Here is a 17,664-nt window from a genome sequence, read left to right on the forward strand (position 1 = left end):
GAACGGACACCCCCCATGCAGCACTACCAAGCCGATGCCCATCAGCAGGCCCGCATCGCTCTGCTCGAAGCCTTCCTCGACCGCACCCTGGATGCCCTGCCCGAACGCGACGCGCTGCTGGCCGAAGACGGCCACCATCACCCGTTCTGGGACGAGGTGGACGGCCTGGCCCTGGCCGACGCCTTCCTCGCCGAAGCCGGCCCCGACGGCCCGCAGGCCCTGGTGGACGCCCTGGTCTTCCCGCGCAGCTTGGGCCACGACGAAACCGAACACCTCTACACCCGCCAACGCCTGCTGCAGATCACCAGCAGCGTCGGTGTCGCCGCCTACCCGAGCACCCGCAGCTTCCAGGCCCTGGAGCGGCGCGTGCGGCACATACTGGCCCACGCCTTCGAAGACAGCGACCACGCCCTCCGCCCTGGCTACGTGGCCCGCTATTACTGGCACGACCCCGCCAACGCCTGGACCACCCCCAACCTGGCAGACTGCCTGGAGCTGCTGGCCGAACACCCCGTCGACAATGCCTGGCTGGACGTTGCCCAGTGGCTGCTCAGCGGCGACTGGGACCGCCGCAACCCCCTCGAAGACGCCTATCACCCACGGCTGGCCGGGAGCTACCAGGGCAGGGCCGAGGACGCCATCCGGCGCTTCGCCGTGGGCCTGGCCGACGCCGGCCGCCTGGATGCCGCCCGGCACGAGCACGCCGTGCACACCTGGGCCGACAGCCTGTGCACCCTGCCGCCCCTCGCAGCAGGCGGCAGCCCAGGCGAACAACGGCTGGACGCGCTCAACGCCGACTTCGTCCAGCGCTCGTTGGCCCAACTGCCGGAAAGCGCCGAGCAGCTGCGCAGCCTGATCGGCGAGCGCGGCACCTCCACCGCCCACTGGTTGCTGGCCGGCGTGCGCGAGCTGGCACGCCTCGGCCTGGAGCCAGAAGCCCTCGAAAGGCACTACGAAAACCATCAGGGCCGCGTACTGACCGCCCTGCTCGACGTCGGCCACCTGGAAAAGGACGAAGAGGCCGCACTGGCCGAACAACTCGCCGGCTTCCCCCGCGCCAGCCTGCTCACCGCCCTGCCCTTCAGCGGTGCAGCCAGCGAAGCCGTGCTGGACGCCCTCGGCTGGAGCGACCTGAAGCCCCTGCAGCGCCTCTACCTCGACCTGGCGCTGGCCGTCGACCACACCGGGCACCTGGTGGAAGACCTGCAGAGCAGCGACGACCCGGAGCTGGGCGTGGTGGACCGCGACGCCCTGCAAGCCGCCCTGGACCAGGCCGATGCCGGGCACCTGGCCGACTACCTCGCCGCGCTGGAAGGCACCCCCTGGGCCTTCCCCAACACCCGCCTGCTGCTGGACGCCTTCCGCGGCCTGGAGCGCAAGGCCCTGGAGAAGAAGCTGCAACGCCACGCCCAGGCCGCCCTGCGCGCCTACGGCCTGCTGCCCACAAGCGGCGCGGACGAAACCCGCGAACGCTACCTGACCCTCAAGCGCTACCACCGCGAAGTCGAGCGCTACGGAGCCGAACGCCAGGCCAACTCCCAGGCGGCCATCCAGGCCGGCCTGGAGAACCTCGCCCGCACCGCCGGCTATGGCGACGCCACGCGGCTGGAATGGGCGATGGAAGCGGAGATCGCCGAACAGACCCCGGACCGCCTGCACCTGGACGGCTACGACCTGTGGCTGGAATTGCAGGGGCTCAACCCGGTCATGGTCGCCGGCAAGGGCAGCAAGCGCCTGAAGTCCGTCCCCGCCGCCCTGCGCAAGCACGACGGCCACGCGGAGCTGAAGGCCCTGCAGGGCCGCATGAAGGACCAGATCCGCCGCTTCCGCCTGACCCTGGAAACCATGATGGCCCGGGGCGAAGCCCTGGAGCCGGCGCAACTGCACCAGCTGCTGCGCATGCCGGCGGCGCGCCTGCTGCTGGACCACCTGGTACTGCGCGATGGCGACGGCCTGCTGGGCTGGCTGGACGGCGACGCCTTCGCCCTGCGCCCGCTGGCCGGACCGGCGCGCCCCATCGAAGGCCCGCTGCTGATCGCCCACCCGCTGCACCTGTACGAAGCCGGCGCGCTCTCCGCCTGGCAGCAGGCCCTGGTGGCCCAGCGCCGGGTGCAGCCCTTCAAGCAGGTGTTCCGCGAGCTGTACCTGCTGACCCCGGCCGAACGGGAGAACGGCCTGAAATCCATGCGCTTCGCCGGTCACGTGCTGCGCAGCGCCGTGGCCGCCCGCCTGCTGCGGGCCCGGGGCTGGACCACCCATGACGGCGAGGAAGTGTTCCGCAACTGGGGCCAGGGCCTGTATGCCTTCGTCGACTTCCCCGATGCGCAGCGCTACCTGCCGCTGACCGAGACCATCACCCTGCAAGCCATCGAATTCGTCCGCGACCGCGCGCCCCTTCCCTTGCAAGAGGTCCCGCCGCTGGTGTTCTCCGAGACCCTGCGCGACGCCGACCTGATCGTCTCCGTGGCCTTCACCGGCGAGACCGGCACCCACGCCGGCAGCGCCGAGGTCATCCAGCGCCGCGCCGAGCTGGTGCAGGCCCTGGTGGGCAACCTGGGGCTGGCCAACGTGCGCTGCGAGGGCCACCACGCCCACATCACCGGCAGCCGCGCGCGCTACCGGCTGCACCTGGGCAGCGGCGTCATCCATATCGAGCCGGGCAACTACCTGTGCATCGTCCCGGCCGGCAAGCCGGCGGATGACCTCTACCTGCCCTTCGCCGACAGCGACGCGCGCACCAGCGAGATCATCAGCAAGCTGTTCCTGCTGCTGGACGACGGGGCGATCGACGACCCGAGCATCCTCGAACAGATCCGCCGCAGCGAGGCGCCGGCATGAGCGCCACGCTGAACGAGCGGCTGGAGCAGGTGGAGGACGCCGCCAGCTTCCTCGCCTTCGTCCGCGCCCTGCGCGAAGACCGCCTGCGCGCCCTCGCCGCCCCGGAGACCGGCGCCTGGGCCCACGACACCATCGAGGACTTCCTCGACGGCGCCCTGGCCTGGGCCGACGACAGCGACTTCGGCGCCCGCCAGGGCCTGGCAGGCGCCAACCCCTGGCGCTGCGCCGCCACCTTTCTGCTGTGCGGCAGTCTTTACGAATAGCCGCTCTTCCATAGCGGGCTGACGCGTACCCGGCCGCGCCCGGGTATGCGCACCCGTTGTCCCGCCTGTTAACCGGCCCCACGGCAGCACGCCACGCCGGTCTCCTCCACCTTCCTGCAACCGTCGCGGCATGTGGCTACACGGCGCCAGCCATCTGCACCCCTTCAGAAAGTCACAGCTGATACTTGCACTGCTGATATTATGGTATACCATCATACGCACAGACACTTCCGCCCACCTGACTGGAGCCGTTCATGAGTTTTGAAATCCGCAAGATCGTCAGCTACGTCGAAGAAACCTTCATCGAAGGCGGCAAGTCCGCCGAGAAGCCCGTGACCATGGCCGGGCTGGCTGTCGTGATCAAGAACCCCTGGCTGGGCCGCGGCTTCGTGGAAGACCTCAAGCCCGAGATCAAGGCCAACTGCTCCGACCTCGGCGCCCTGATGGTCGAGCGCCTGGTGGCCCTGGTCGGCGGCGCCGACAAGATCGAGGCCTACGGCAAGGCGGCGGTGGTCGGTGCAGACGGTGAGGTCGAGCACGCCTCGGCGGTGATCCACACCCTGCGCTTCGGCAACCACTACCGCCAGGCGGTGGATGCCAAGAGCTACCTGAGCTTCACCAACAAGCGCGGTGGCCCCGGCACCTCCATCCAGATCCCGATGATGCACAAGGACGACGAAGGCCTGCGCTCCCACTACATCACCCTGGAAATGCAGATCGAGGACGCCCCGCGTGCCGACGAGATCATCGTCGTGCTCGGCGCCGCCGACGGTGGCCGCCTGCACCCGCGCATCGGCAACCGCTACATCGATCTGGAAGAGCTGGCTGCCGAGAAAGCCGAGCAGAACCGCTGATCCAACAAGAAGTGCAGGAGCGCTCCATGATTCGGCTCACCGCTGAACGTACCCCCGCCGGCACCAGCTACCTGGCGACCGGACAAGGCCAACCCGTGGTGCTGATCCACGGTGTGGGCCTCAACAAAGAAATGTGGGGCGGCCAGGTCGTCGGCCTGGCCACGCAGTACCGCGTGATCGCCTACGACATGCTGGGTCATGGCGACAGCCCGCGCCCGGAGCCCGGCACCGAGCTGCTCGGTTACGCCGACCAGTTGCGCGAGTTGCTCGATCACCTGGGCCTGACCCAGGTCACGGTGATCGGCTTCTCCATGGGCGGGCTGGTGGCCCGCGCCTTCGCCCTGCACTACCCCCAGTACCTGCAGGGCCTGGTGGTGCTCAACAGCGTGTTCAACCGCACGCCGGAGCAGCGTGCCGGCGTCATCGCCCGCACTGCCCAGGCCGCCCAGCACGGGCCGGACGCCAACGCCGAGGCGGCGCTGTCGCGCTGGTTCAGCCGTGAGTACCAGGCTGCCAACCCGGCGCAGATCGCGGCGATCCGCCAGACCCTGGCGAGCAACGACCCGCAGGGCTACCTGACCACCTATGAGCTGTTCGCCACCCAGGACATGTACCGCGCCGACGACCTGGGCAACATCCGCGTGCCGACCCTGATCGCCACCGGCGAGCTGGACCCGGGCTCGACGCCGGAGATGGCCGAGCAGCTCGCCCAGCGCATTCCCGGTGCGCGGGCCGCCGTACTGGCCGAACAACGGCATATGATGCCGGTCGAGTCGCCGCGCCTGGTCAACCAGCTGTTGCTGGACTTCCTGGCCACGGCACAGGCCCGACCCAATCCAATCAAGGGGATCGTTGCATGACACTCGCACGCTTCCAGATGTGCATCGGCGGGGCATGGGTCGACGCCCTGTCCGGCAAGACCTTCCAGAGCCTCAACCCGGCCCTGGCCGAACCCTGGGCCGAGCTGCCCGACGCGGACGAAGCCGACGTCGAGCGCGCCGTCCAGGCCGCCCAGGCCGCCTTCGAAGCGCCGGCCTGGCGCAGCCTCACCGCCACCGCGCGGGGCAAGCTGCTGCGCCGCCTGGGCGACCTGATCGCCGAGAACAAGGAACACCTGGCCCAGCTGGAAAGCCGTGACAACGGCAAGCTGATCCGCGAGACCCGCGGCCAGGTCGGCTACCTGCCGGAGTTCTTCCACTACACCGCCGGCCTGGCGGACAAGCTGGAAGGCGGCACCCTGCCGATCGACAAGCCGGACATGTTCGCCTACACCGTGCACGAGCCGCTGGGCGTGGTGGCCGGGATCATCCCCTGGAACAGCCCGCTGTACCTGACGGCGATCAAGCTGGCCCCGGCCCTGGCCGCCGGCAACACCATCGTGCTCAAGCCGTCCGAGCACGCCTCGGCAACCATCCTCGAACTGGCGCGCCTGGCCCTCGAAGCCGGCTTCCCGGCGGGCGTGGTCAACGTGGTGACCGGCTACGGCCCGAGCACCGGCGCTGCTCTCACCCGCCACCCGCTGGTGCGCAAGATCGCCTTCACCGGCGGCGCCGCCACCGCCCGCCACGTGGTGCGCAGCAGCGCGGAGAACTTCGCCAAGCTGTCCCTGGAGCTGGGCGGCAAGTCGCCGAACATCATCTTCGCCGACGCCGACCTGGACAGCGCCATCAACGGCGCCGTGGCCGGCATCTATGCCGCCTCCGGGCAGAGCTGCGTGTCCGGCTCGCGCCTGCTGGTGCAGGACAGCATCTACGACGAATTCGTCAGCCGCCTGATCGAACGCGCCCAGCGCATCCGCATCGGCAACCCGCAGGACGACGCCAGCGAGATGGGCCCCATGGCCACCGCGCAGCAGCTCGCCGTGGTCGAGGGCCTGGTGGCCGACGCCCTGGCCGAGGGCGCACGCCTGCGCCTGGGCGGCAAGCGCCCGGCGCACCTGGAACAGGGCTGGTTCTACGAGCCGACGCTGTTCGAGTGCGACCGCAACTCGATGAAGATCATGCAGGAAGAGGTGTTCGGCCCGGTGGCCTCGGTGATCCGCTTCAAGGACGAGGCCGAAGCCCTGGCGATCGCCAACGACTCGCAGTTCGGCCTCGCCGCCGGCATCTGGACCCGCGACCTGGGCCGCGCCCATCGCCTGGCCCGGGACATCCGCTCGGGCATCGTCTGGGTCAACACCTACCGCGCGGTGTCCGCCATGGCGCCCATCGGCGGCTTCAAGAACAGCGGCTACGGCCGCGAGAGCGGCATCGAGTCGGTGATCGCCTACACCGAGCAGAAGACGGTGTGGATCAACCTGTCCCAGGCGCCGATGCCTGACCCCTTCGTGATGCGCTGAGAGGCACGCCATGATCGAACCCGGTATCTACAAAGACGTGATGAGCCGCTTCCCGTCGGGCGTGACCGTGGTCACCACCCTCGACGCGGACGGCCAGATCGTCGGCATCACCGCCAGCGCCTTCAGCGCCCTGTCGATCGACCCGGCCCTGGTGCTGTTCTGCCCCAACTACGCCTCCGACACCTACCCGGTGCTGCGGGACAGCAAGCGCTTCGCCATCCACCTGCTGGCCGCCGAGCAGACCGCCGAGGCCTATGCCTTCGCCGGCAAGGGCAAGGACAAGGCCAAGGGCATCGACTGGCACCTGAGCGAGCTGGGCAACCCGCTGCTGGCCAAGGCCACGGCGATCATCGAGTGCGAGCTGTGGCGCGAGTACGACGGTGGCGACCACGCCATCATCGTCGGCGCGGTGAAGAACCTGATCCTGCCCGAGGAGCCGGTCATCCCGATGCTCTATCACAAGGGCAAGCTGGGTGCGGTGCCGCCCCTCGCCTGATCCCCTTTATGGGGCCGTAATCTGTCACCCCACGGCCTCTTTTTTCTTTCTGGAGTGGGCATGAACCCGACCGCTTCCCCCCTCTTCCGCCAGCAGGCCTACATCGACGGCCAGTGGCTGGACGCCGCCGACGGCGCGCGACAGGACATCTTCAACCCCGCCACCGGTTCCTGCATCGGCCAGGTGCCGAACCTCGGCGCCGCAGAGGCCCGGCAGGCCATCGAGGCCGCCGAACGCGCCTGGCCGGCCTGGCGCGCGCTGACCGCCAAGGACCGCAGCGCACGCCTGAAGCGCTGGCATGCGCTGATGATCGAGCACACCGAGACCCTGGCGCAGATCCTCACCCTGGAACAGGGCAAGCCCCTGGCCGAGGCGCGCGGCGAGATCGTCTATGCCGCCAGCTTCATCGAATGGTTCGCCGAGGAGGCCAAGCGCATCTACGGCGACACCATCCCCAGCCACAAGGGCGATGCACGCATCGTGGTGACCAAGGAGCCCATCGGCGTGGTCGCCGCCATCACCCCGTGGAACTTCCCCGCCGCGATGATCACCCGCAAGGCCGGCCCGGCACTGGCCGCCGGCTGCCCGTGCATCGTCAAGCCGGCACCGGAGACGCCCTTCTCCGCCCTGGCCCTGGCGGCCCTGGCCGAGCAGGCGGGCATTCCGGCCGGAGTGTTCAACGTCATCACCGGCGACGCCGTGGCCATCGGTGGCGAGCTGACCGCCAGCCCGGCCGTGCGCAAGCTCTCCTTCACCGGCTCCACCGCCATCGGAAAGCTGCTGATGGCCCAGTGCGCACCGACCCTGAAGAAGGTGTCCCTGGAGCTGGGTGGCAATGCGCCCTTCATCGTCTTCGACGACGCCGACCTGGAGCGGGCCGTGGAAGGCGCCCTGGTGGCCAAGTTCCGCAACGCCGGGCAGACCTGCGTGTGCGTCAACCGCTTCCTGGTGCAGGACGGCATCCACGATGCCTTCGTCGCCCGCCTGGCCGAGCGCGTGGCGCAACTGAAGGTCGGCAGCGGCTTCGACGAGGGCGTCACCCAGGGCCCGCTGATCAACGAGCGCGCCGTGGCCAAGGTGGAAGACCACGTGCGCGACGCCCTCGCCCAGGGCGCCCGCCTGCTCTGCGGCGGCGAGCGCCACCCGCTGGGCCACGGCTTCTACCCGCCCACGGTGCTGGCCGAGGTCAACACCGGCATGAGGGTGGCCCGCGAGGAAACCTTCGGCCCGCTGGCGGCGGTGTTCCGCTTCCAGGACGAAGCCGAGGCCGTGCGCCTGGCCAATGACACCGAGTTCGGCCTCGCGGCCTACTGCTACACCCGCGACCTGGGCCGCGCCTGGCGCATGAGCGAGGCGCTGGAGTACGGGATGGTCGGCATCAACGAAGGGCTGATCTCCACCGAAGTCGCGCCATTCGGCGGCATCAAGGCCTCGGGCCTGGGCCGCGAAGGCTCGTACTACGGCATCGAGGATTACCTGGAAATCAAATACACCCTCATGGGCGGCCTGTGAGCCGCCGGGAGCTGGACGCATGAGCAACGAGAAATACGAGAAGGGCCTGGAGATCCGCACCCGCGTGCTGGGCGAGGCCTACGTGAAGCGCTCCATCGAGAACGCCGACGACTTCACCCGCCCGCTGCAGGAGATGGTCACCGAGTACTGCTGGGGCCATGTCTGGGGCCGTGAGGGTTTGTCGCCCCAGGAACGCAGCATGATAAACTTGGCCATGATTTCGGCCCTGAACCGGCCGCACGAGCTCAAGCTGCACGTGCGGGGTGCCTTGCGCAACGGTCTGAGTCGTGAACAAATACGCGAAATCCTGCTTCAGGTCGGTATCTATTGCGGCGTTCCCGCAGCCGTGGACAGTTTCCGGCTCGCCCGGGAAGCCTTCGCCGAAGCCGACGCCGAAGCCTCCAGTCAAACCCCGGCTGTTTAGATGACGAGCACGATCACTGCGCATCGTGCTCGTTTCGCATGGACAGCCCATAAAGAGCGGACCCCATGAAACGCCTGCCACTCGACGACAGCTTCAAGGTCAATCGCAACCCCGTCACGCTCCGTGAAATCGTGCTGGACAAGCTGCGAAGCGCCATCATGAACTTCCAGCTCCTGCCCGGTGACCGCCTCGTGGAACGCGACCTCTGCGACCGCCTGGGCGTGAGCCGCACCTCGGTCCGCGAGGCCCTGCGCCACCTGGAATCCGAAGGGCTGGTGGAATTCGCCGATGCCAAGGGCCCGCGCGTGGCCATCATCACCCTGGAAGACGCCGTCGACATCTACGAGCTGCGCTGCGTGCTCGAAGGCCTGATCGTCCAGCTGTTCACCCTGCGGGCCAAGGCCAAGGACATCAAGGCGCTGGAAAAGGCCCTGGAAGAGAACCGCAAGGCCCTCAAGGACGGCGAGCTGCAACAGGTGCTCGACTCGGTCCAGGGCTTCTATGACGTGCTGCTGGAAGGCTCCGGCAACCACATCGCCGCCACCCAGCTGCGTCAGCTGCAGGCCCGCATCAGCTACCTGCGCGCCACCTCGGTGTCCCAGGAGAACCGTCGCGGCGCCAGCAACCAGGAGATGGAGCGCATCGTCGAGGCCATCAAGAGCGGCGACCCGCTGGCCGCCCACCAGGCCTCGGTGGACCACGTCCGCGCGGCCGCGAAGGTGGCGCTGGAGTACCTCAAGCGCAAGCAGGACGAGAGCGGCGACCTGCCCGAGATCACCGCCCCCATCGCCCTCAAAGAGCCGCGCATAGGCCGCTGAACATGAGTCGCCCGAACTTCTGCGCCCAGTGCGGCAGCCAGGACCTCGGCCTCCAGCGGCCGGCGGGCGACACCCATGAACGCCTGATGTGCCGCGCCTGCGGCTACATCCACTACGTCAACCCGAAGATCATTGCCGGCTGCATCATCGAGCGGGACGGCAAGTACCTGCTCTGCCAGCGCGCCATCCCGCCGCGTCCGGGCACCTGGACCCTGCCGGCGGGCTTCATGGAAGGCAACGAGACCACCGAGCAGGCGGCCCTGCGCGAGGTATGGGAAGAGAGCGGCGTGCGCGCCGAGATCCTTTCGCCCTACTCCATCTTCAGCGTGCCGCGCATCAGCGAGGTCTACATCATCTTCCGCGCCATCGTCCTGGAAGACACCGGCCAGTACGGCCCGGAAACCCAGGACTGCCGCTTCTTCGCCCCCGACGAGATCCCCTGGGACGCCATCTACTACCCCGCCATCCGGCAGATCCTCGAACGCTACATCGAAGAACGCCAGGCGGGGGTCTACGGCATCTACATGGGCAACGACGACAGCGGCAAGGTGCACTTCATCCGCTAGCCGCCGTCACCGCGTCGCCCTCAGGGGCGCGTGCGGAACGCAAGCCGCCCGGCTCAGGGCGCCATGCCCTCGACGATGATCACCTCGGCCCGTGCCACGCCTTCGCGGTGGCGGCGGGCCTCCTGGTATTCCGGCGAGTGGTAGCAGGCCAGCGCCTGCTCGTAGGAATCGAACTCGATCACCACGCTGCGCTGCGGGGTGTCACGCCCCTCCAGCGCCTCGCTGCGCCCGCCCCGAGCCAGGAAGCGCGCCCCATAGCGGGCGAACGCCGCCGGCGCGCGCTGGGTGTACTGGCTGTATTGATCGGCGTCCTCTACGTCTACATGAGCAATCCAGTAAGCCTTCATGATGACCTCTCGCGTTAATTCGTAATATGGTATACCACATTACGTCTTACACCCCACAGAGAGAAGCCCATGGCCTTCCACCCCATCGAAGAACTCATCGCCGATTACCGCCAGGGCAAGATGGTGCTGCTGGTGGATGACGAAGACCGCGAGAACGAAGGCGACCTGCTGCTGGCCGCCGAGCGCTGCACCCCCGAGGCCATCAACTTCATGGCCCGGGAAGCCCGCGGCCTGATCTGCCTGACCCTGACCGACGAGCACTGCCAGCGCCTCGGCCTGGAGCAGATGGTGCCGAGCAACGGCAGCGCCTTCAGCACCGCCTTCACCGTCTCCATCGAAGCCGCCAGCGGCGTCACCACCGGCATCTCCGCCGCCGACCGCGCCCGCACCGTGGCCGCTGCCGTGGCGGCGGACGCCGTGCCGGAAGACCTGGTGCAGCCCGGCCACATCTTCCCCCTGCGCGCCCGCGAAGGCGGCGTACTGACCCGTGCCGGCCACACCGAGGCCGGCTGCGACCTGGCGCGCCTGGCCGGCTTCAGCCCCGCCTCGGTGATCGTCGAAGTGATGAACGACGACGGCAGCATGGCCCGTCGCCCGGACCTGGAGCGCTTCGCCGAGAAGCACGGCATCAAGATCGGCACCATCGCCGACCTCATCCACTACCGCCTCAGCCACGAGCACACCGTGGTGCGCATCGGCGAGCGCGAGCTGCCCACCGTGCACGGCACCTTCCGCCTGTTCACCTACGAGGACCGCATCGAAGGCGGCGTGCACATGGCCATGGTGATGGGCGAGATCGACCGCAACCACCCCACCCTGGCCCGCGTCCACGTCATCGACCCGCTGCGCGACCTGGTCGGCGCCGAGTACCACGGCCCGGCCAACTGGACCCTCTGGGCCGCCCTGCAGCGCGTCGCCGAGGAAGGCCACGGCATGGTGGTGGTGCTGGCCAACCACGAGTCCTCCCAGGCGCTGCTGGAGCGCGTGCCGCAGCTCACCCTGCCGCCGCGCCAGTACACCCGCTCGCAATCACGCATCTATTCCGAGGTGGGCACCGGTGCCCAGATCCTCCAGGACCTGGGCGTGGGCAAGCTGCGGCACCTCGGCCCACCGTTGAAATACGCCGGCCTGACCGGCTACGACCTGGAGGTGGTGGAAAGCATTCCCTTCACCGGCTGAAGGCGGCAGCGGGCCGCGCATCCCGTGGCCCGCCAGCCCCCTTGGGAATCGCGCTGCAGCAGGACGACCGGCACGGCAAAGTGCTTGCACAAAGTTTGGAATACCATAATATGATATTCCGTAGACCGAACAGTTTCAGCCAGGCGAACCCGTCACGGACAGCGTGATATCAGGCCCCTGGCACGGTCGCCACACAGGCTCCGATGGACCCCACTGCTCCCGAAAAGCGGGCGTAGCAGCCCGCTCACAAACACAACAAATGAGGGCGTCACAATGGTGTTGAAAAAAGGTGTATCTGCCGCACTGATCGCCGGCCTGCTGGGAACCGCCAGCACCCTAGCCATGGCGGCCGAGAGCGTGAACTTCGTCAGCTGGGGCGGTACCACCCAGGATGCGCAGAAGCAGGCCTGGGCCGACCCGTTCAGCAAGGCCAGCGGCATCACCGTCGTGCAGGACGGCCCCACCGACTACGGCAAGCTGAAAGCCATGGTCGAGAGCGGCAACGTCCAGTGGGACGTGGTCGACGTGGAAGCCGACTTCGCCCTGCGTGCTGCCGCCGAAGGCCTGCTGGAGCCCCTGGACTTCACCCAGATCCAGCGCGACAAGATCGACCCCCGCTTCGTCTCCGACCACGGCGTCGGCTCCTTCTTCTTCTCCTTCGTGCTCGGCTACAACGAGGGCAAGCTCGGCGCCAACAAGCCGGTGGACTGGAGCGCCCTGTTCGACACCAAGACCTACCCCGGCAAGCGCGCCCTCTACAAATGGCCGAGCCCCGGCGTGCTCGAACTGGCCCTGCTGGCCGACGGCGTGCCCGCCGACAAGCTCTACCCGCTGGACCTGGACCGCGCCTTCAAGAAGCTCGACACCATCAAGAAGGACATCGTCTGGTGGGGCGGCGGTGCCCAGTCCCAGCAACTGCTGGCCTCCGGTGAAGCCACCCTCGGCCAGTTCTGGAACGGCCGCATCTACGCCCTCCAGGAAGACGGCGCCCCGGTGGGCGTGAGCTGGAAGCAGAACCTGGTCATGGCCGACTTCCTGGTCATCCCCAAGGGCGCCAAGAACAAGGACGCGGCCATGAAGTTCCTGGCCAACGCCAGCAGCGCCAAGGGCCAGGCCGACTTCTCCAACCTCACCGCCTACGCCCCGGTCAACGTCGACAGCGTCCAGCGCCTCGACTCCGTACTGGCCCCCAACCTGCCGACCGCCTACGCCAGCGACCAGGTCACCCTGGACTTCGCCTACTGGGCCAAGAACGGTCCGGCCATCGCCACACGGTGGAACGAATGGCTGGTCAAATGAAAATGACGGCGAGCATGCCCCGTCAGCCCGCCACCGGTAGCGCAGCCCGCGCTGCCGGTGGCGCGGCCGCCCACCAAGGCCCGAGCCTCGCACAACGCTGGAAGGGCTTCGGCAACCTCGGCCCGGCCCTGGTGTTCCTCGGCCTGTTCTTCCTCGCCCCGCTGATCGGCCTGCTGCTGCGCGGCGTGCTGGAGCCGGAGCCCGGCCTCGGCAACTACGCCCAGCTGTTCGCCAACTCGGCCTACTCCCGGGTGCTGATCAACACCTTCTCGGTGGCGGGCCTGGTGACCCTGTTCAGCCTGCTGCTGGGCTTCCCCCTGGCCTGGGCCATCACCCTGGTGCCACGCGGCTGGGGCCGCTGGATGCTGAACATCGTGCTGCTGTCGATGTGGACCAGCCTGCTGGCCCGCACCTACTCCTGGCTGGTGCTGCTGCAGGCCTCCGGGGTGATCAACAAGGTGCTGATGGCACTGGGCGTGATCGACCAGCCGCTGGAGATGGTGCACAACCTGACCGGCGTGGTGATCGGCATGACCTACATCATGATCCCGTTCATCGTCCTGCCCCTGCAGGCCACCATGCAGGCCATCGACCCGATGATCCTGCAGGCCGGCTCGGTCTGTGGCGCCAGCCCCTGGACCAACTTCTTCCGGGTGTTCCTGCCGCTGTGCCGTCCCGGCCTGTTCTCCGGCGGCCTGATGGTCTTCGTCATGTCCCTGGGCTACTACGTCACCCCGGCCCTGCTCGGCGGTGCGCAGAACATGATGCTCCCGGAATTCATCATCCAGCAGGTTCAGTCGTTCCTGAACTGGGGCCTGGCCAGTGCCGCCGCCGCGTTGCTGGTGCTGATCACCCTGGTGCTGTTCTACGTCTACCTGAAGCTCCAGCCGGAATCCCCGGTGGGTGCCAGCAACGCGAGGTAAGTCGACATGCTCCTGACCCCCTCCGCCATGAGCCTGCGCATGCGCCTGGGCCTCTACGGCGTCACCGGCGTGATCGCCCTGTTCCTGCTGCTGCCGATCCTGTTCATCGTCCTGCTGTCGTTCGGCTCGTCCCAGTGGCTGGTATTCCCGCCGCCGGGCTGGACGCTGAAGTGGTACGGCCAGTTCTTCTCCAACCCCGACTGGATGAACGCCGCCCTGGCCAGCCTCAAGGTCGCCGTGCTGACCACCGTCTGCGCCGTCGCCCTCGGCCTGCCGACCGCCTTCGCCCTGGTGCGCGGGCGCTTCCCCGGCCGCGAGATGCTCTACGGGCTGTTCACCCTGCCGATGATCGTGCCGCTGGTGATCATCGCCGTGGCCGTCTACGCGCTGTTCCTCAAGCTCGGCTTCACCGGCACCCTGTTCGCCTTCGTGGTGAGCCACGTGATCGTCGCGCTGCCCTTCACCATCATCTCCATCATCAACTCGCTGAAGCTGTTCGATCAGTCCATCGAGGATGCAGCGGTGATCTGCGGCGCCTCGCGCCTGCAGGCGGTGTTCAGGGTCACCTTCCCGGCGATCCGCCCCGGCATGGTCGCCGGCGCCCTGTTCGCCTTCCTGGTGTCCTGGGACGAAGTGGTGCTGAGCGTGATGATGGCCAGCCCGACCCTGCAGACCCTGCCCGTCAAGATGTGGACCACCCTCCGCCAGGACCTGACACCCGTGATCGCCGTCGCTTCGACGCTGCTGATCGGCCTCTCCGTACTGGTCATGGTGATCGCCGCCGTACTGCGTCGGCGCAACGAGATTCGCGCCGCCTGAGGCGCCCAGGAGTACCCCCATGAGTGCAGTCAAAGATCCCGCTCACCAGGCCGACAAGACCCTGGTCAGCCTGCGCAACCTGAACAAGCACTACGGCGACTTCACCGCCGTGGACAGCATCAACCTGGACATCAAGGACGGCGAGTTCCTCACCTTCCTCGGCTCCAGCGGCTCCGGCAAGAGCACCACCCTGTCCATGCTCGCCGGCTTCGAGACCCCGAGCAGCGGCGAAATCCTCGTCGACGGCCAGTCCCTGGTGAACGTGCCGCCGCACAAGCGCGACATCGGCATGGTGTTCCAGCGCTACTCGCTGTTCCCGCACCTCTCGGTGCGCGACAACATCGGCTTCCCCCTGGACATCCGCAAGATGCCCCGCGCCGAGCGTGAACGCCGCGTCGACGCCATGCTCAAGCTGGTGCAGCTGGACACCTTCGCCCACCGCCGCCCCGCCCAGCTCTCCGGCGGCCAGCAGCAGCGTGTCGCCATCGCCCGTGCACTGGTCTACGAACCGCGCATCCTGCTGATGGACGAACCCCTCGGCGCCCTCGACAAGAAGCTGCGTGAAGACCTGCAGGACGAGCTGCGCCAGCTGCATCGCCGCCTCGGCATCACCATCGTCTACGTCACCCACGACCAGGAAGAAGCCATGCGCCTGTCCCAGCGCATCGCCATCTTCAGCCACGGCCGCATCGTCGGGCTGGGCAGCGGCTACGACCTCTACCAGAACCCGCCGAATGCCTTCGTCGCCTCCTTCCTCGGCAACTCCAACTTCCTGCGGCTCAAGGCCCGGGGCAACGCCGTGGCCAGTTTCGAGAACCAGCCGCTGGCCATCCGCCTCACCGCCAACCTCACCCAGGACCAGGACGTGCTGCTGATGGTGCGCCCGGAGAAGGCCCAGGCCCTGAGCCTCCAGCAGGCCGAGCAGGAGCCCCTGGCCGCCGGCTGGAACCAGATCCGCGCCCGCGTCAGCGAAGTGCTGTTCCTTGGCGAAAGCCAGACCTGCAGCGTGGTCACCGACGGCGGCACCGCGCTCACCGTCAAGGCGCTCTCCGCCGCCGGCATGCCGCTCAAGCCCGGCGATGCCGTGTGCGTGCGCTGGGCCACCGCCGATGCCTGCGTCTACACCGAGTGGAACGAAAGCGACCTGAACAAGGCCGCTGGCAGCCACTGAACACACCGGGGCGGCATGGCCGCCCCGGTCCGTTCCAGGCCCCTCGTGGCCGCCAGGAACGGCGCGAAAAGTGCGCTCGGCGTCACCAATCGCGAACTGCTTCAATTGTCGGACAAAGAGGCTCCCGCGCCCCTTCTAGAGCCCTTCGCGGAGTGCGATAGTGGCGCCGGCCATCATGATCTCCCGGACGAGATCCAGCCCCGGGTTCATCCTGGCCAGCCTTGCCTCCGCGCCCCTGGCGCCGCGAGTCGACCATGGAAATCCATCCTGGGACAGGATCATGAACAAGAAAAACATCACACTGGCGCTCTCCCTCCTCCTGGCCGCCCTCCCCGGCCTCACCCCGCACAGCGCCGAACAGACGCTCACTTTCACCAGCTGGGGTGGCACCACCCAGGCCGCCCAGGAAGCCGCCTGGGCCAAGCCCTTCGAGCAGGAAACCGGCATCCGCGTGAACCAGGCCGGCCCCACCGACTACGACAAGCTGCGGCAGATGATCAAGGCCGGCGACGTCACCTGGGACGTGATCGACGTCGAGGCCGACCAGGCCCTGCGCCTGGGCCGCGAAGGCCTGCTGGAACCCCTGGACCTCAAGCAGATCGCCCAGCGCAACATCGACCCGCGCTTCGTCACCATCTACGGCGTGGGCTCGTTCTACTTCTCCTTCATCCTCGGCTACAACACCGAACGCCACGTCAAGGCCCCGCAGGGCTGGGCCAGCCTCTTCGACACCCAGGCCTACCCCGGCAAGCGCGCCCTCTACAAATGGCCGAGCCCCGGCGTGCTGGAAATGGCCCTGCTGGCCGACGGCGTACCCGCCGACAAGCTCTACCCGCTGGACCTGGATCGCGCCTTCAAGAAGCTCGACACCATCAAGCAGGACATCGTCTGGTGGGGTAACGGCGACGAATCGCAAAAGCTGCTCAGCTCCGGCCAGGCCAGCCTCGGCATGTTCTGGAACGGTCGCGTCACCGCCCTCAAGCGCTCCGGCTCACCGGTGGCCATCGGCTGGGAGCAGAACCTGGTGACCGGGGACTTCCTCGTCATCCCCCGTGGCGCCAAGCACCTCGATGCCGCCAAGCGCTTCCTCGGCTTCGCCACCGGCATCAAGCCGCAGGCCGACTTCGCCGTCGCCACCGGCTACACCCCGGTGAACCTGCAGAGCCTCCCGCAGATCCCCGCCGACCTCGCCGCCGACCTGCCCAGCGCCCACCGCGACGGCCAGATCACCCTCAACTTCAAATACTGGCGCGACCACGGCGAAACCATCGCCCAGCGCTGGAACGCCTGGCAGGCCCACTGACCCCCTCCCCGCAGCCCGCCGTCAGGGCGGGCTGCAGCCGCTTCCGTCAGCGCCCGCCCCTGGCTTTTGATGCAGCCCTTCACAGCGCGTCTGGCGGTGACCGTTCCTTGTTCCTGGCACTCCATCAGCACGTCATGAGCGCACACTGCGCTGCTGCCCGACTCCAAATGGTGGGGCGGGGACAGTGCCCCGTCAGGAGGCCGAGCGGAATCGTCATGAAACGCAGCGAAGCGAAGTAACAGCTAAAGGCTGGCCCGAAGGGCGAGCGAAGCGAGTCAGGGGGCTGAGCGACATGGAAGTCGCGAGAGCGCTGACGGGCCAGGGATAGCCCGTCGAGTGGGAGGCCCCCGCCGGTCCCAGGAATGACGATGGAGGGAGGGAGGGGACCCGACGCAGTTGTGAAATTGCAATGAGCTGACCACTCAACTGCATCCGACCTGACAAGTCATGTGCATGAGATTTGACCAGAACGCAATTGGCTGAGATCGAACCCTGGCGGCTATAAGCGCCGGGT

General features: G+C 67.9%; 17 protein-coding genes. 16 read left to right on the forward strand and 1 reads right to left on the reverse strand.

Going from position 1 to position 17,664, the window contains the following annotated elements; genetic code table 11:
• The first annotated feature begins 15 nt into the window (after nt 1-15).
• From FBY21_RS09625 to FBY21_RS09670, 10 genes are all read left to right on the forward strand, one after another.
• Nucleotides 16-2,838: a DUF4132 domain-containing protein gene (locus FBY21_RS09625; protein WP_142010651.1), complete on the forward strand. Its 2,823-nt coding sequence runs from the start codon at nt 16-18 to the stop codon at nt 2,836-2,838.
• Nucleotides 2,835-3,101: a hypothetical protein gene (locus FBY21_RS09630; protein WP_044407944.1), complete on the forward strand. Its 267-nt coding sequence runs from the start codon at nt 2,835-2,837 to the stop codon at nt 3,099-3,101. The genes FBY21_RS09625 and FBY21_RS09630 overlap by 4 nt, the downstream gene beginning before the upstream one ends.
• Before the next feature lie 254 nt (nt 3,102-3,355).
• The gene (locus FBY21_RS09635; RefSeq protein ID WP_142010653.1) at nt 3,356-3,955 is read left to right on the forward strand and encodes an amino acid synthesis family protein; all 600 of its coding nucleotides are present in this window, start codon (nt 3,356-3,358) and stop codon (nt 3,953-3,955) included.
• A gap of 26 nt (nt 3,956-3,981) precedes the next feature.
• A complete protein-coding gene (locus FBY21_RS09640) occupies nt 3,982-4,815 on the forward strand; it encodes an alpha/beta fold hydrolase (protein ID WP_044407951.1) in 834 nt (277 codons plus the stop codon).
• The gene (locus FBY21_RS09645) at nt 4,812-6,293 is read left to right on the forward strand and encodes an aldehyde dehydrogenase (protein ID WP_074969401.1); all 1,482 of its coding nucleotides are present in this window, start codon (nt 4,812-4,814) and stop codon (nt 6,291-6,293) included. Before FBY21_RS09640 ends, FBY21_RS09645 begins: the two co-directional genes overlap by 4 nt.
• 10 nt (nt 6,294-6,303) lie before the next feature.
• Nucleotides 6,304-6,789: a flavin reductase family protein gene (locus tag FBY21_RS09650; protein WP_107330465.1), complete on the forward strand. Its 486-nt coding sequence runs from the start codon at nt 6,304-6,306 to the stop codon at nt 6,787-6,789.
• 60 nt (nt 6,790-6,849) lie between these two features.
• A complete protein-coding gene (locus tag FBY21_RS09655) occupies nt 6,850-8,301 on the forward strand; it encodes an NAD-dependent succinate-semialdehyde dehydrogenase (protein WP_142010655.1) in 1,452 nt (483 codons plus the stop codon).
• A 19-nt stretch (nt 8,302-8,320) separates the two neighbouring features.
• Nucleotides 8,321-8,725, forward strand: coding sequence for a carboxymuconolactone decarboxylase family protein (locus tag FBY21_RS09660; protein WP_044407962.1), 405 nt, complete (start codon nt 8,321-8,323; stop codon nt 8,723-8,725).
• Nucleotides 8,726-8,790: 65 nt separating this feature from the next.
• A complete protein-coding gene (locus FBY21_RS09665) occupies nt 8,791-9,543 on the forward strand; it encodes a GntR family transcriptional regulator (RefSeq protein WP_044407964.1) in 753 nt (250 codons plus the stop codon).
• A 2-nt stretch (nt 9,544-9,545) separates the two neighbouring features.
• Entirely contained in the window at nt 9,546-10,109 is a 564-nt protein-coding gene (locus FBY21_RS09670) for an NUDIX hydrolase (protein WP_044407968.1), read from the forward strand.
• Nucleotides 10,110-10,162: 53 nt separating this feature from the next.
• Here FBY21_RS09670 and FBY21_RS09675 read toward each other — a convergent pair whose 3' ends face one another.
• Complete coding sequence (locus FBY21_RS09675) at nt 10,163-10,456, reverse strand: DUF1330 domain-containing protein (RefSeq protein WP_074969395.1); 294 nt, start codon at nt 10,454-10,456, stop codon at nt 10,163-10,165.
• 69 nt (nt 10,457-10,525) lie between these two features.
• On the opposite strand from FBY21_RS09675, the gene ribBA reads away from it, so the two are divergent.
• From ribBA to FBY21_RS09705, 6 genes are all read left to right on the forward strand, one after another.
• Nucleotides 10,526-11,635: a bifunctional 3,4-dihydroxy-2-butanone-4-phosphate synthase/GTP cyclohydrolase II gene (gene ribBA, locus FBY21_RS09680; RefSeq protein WP_142010658.1), complete on the forward strand. Its 1,110-nt coding sequence runs from the start codon at nt 10,526-10,528 to the stop codon at nt 11,633-11,635.
• Nucleotides 11,636-11,908: 273 nt separating this feature from the next.
• Nucleotides 11,909-12,934, forward strand: coding sequence for an ABC transporter substrate-binding protein (locus FBY21_RS09685; protein WP_044407977.1), 1,026 nt, complete (start codon nt 11,909-11,911; stop codon nt 12,932-12,934).
• On the forward strand, nt 12,919-13,857 hold the full coding sequence (locus FBY21_RS09690) for an ABC transporter permease (RefSeq protein ID WP_142010660.1): 939 nt from the start codon (nt 12,919-12,921) through the stop codon (nt 13,855-13,857). The genes FBY21_RS09685 and FBY21_RS09690 overlap by 16 nt, the downstream gene beginning before the upstream one ends.
• Nucleotides 13,858-13,863: 6 nt before the next feature.
• Complete coding sequence (locus FBY21_RS09695; protein WP_044407982.1) at nt 13,864-14,676, forward strand: ABC transporter permease; 813 nt, start codon at nt 13,864-13,866, stop codon at nt 14,674-14,676.
• A gap of 19 nt (nt 14,677-14,695) precedes the next feature.
• Nucleotides 14,696-15,847, forward strand: a complete 1,152-nt coding sequence (locus tag FBY21_RS09700) for an ABC transporter ATP-binding protein (RefSeq protein WP_074969387.1) — start codon at nt 14,696-14,698, stop codon at nt 15,845-15,847.
• 280 nt (nt 15,848-16,127) lie between these two features.
• The gene (locus FBY21_RS09705; RefSeq protein WP_142010662.1) at nt 16,128-17,150 is read left to right on the forward strand and encodes an ABC transporter substrate-binding protein; all 1,023 of its coding nucleotides are present in this window, start codon (nt 16,128-16,130) and stop codon (nt 17,148-17,150) included.
• The last annotated feature ends 514 nt before the right edge of the window (nt 17,151-17,664 follow it).

Source organism: Pseudomonas sp. SLBN-26 (genome assembly GCF_006715895.1).
Taxonomy (GTDB): domain Bacteria; phylum Pseudomonadota; class Gammaproteobacteria; order Pseudomonadales; family Pseudomonadaceae; genus Metapseudomonas; species Metapseudomonas otitidis.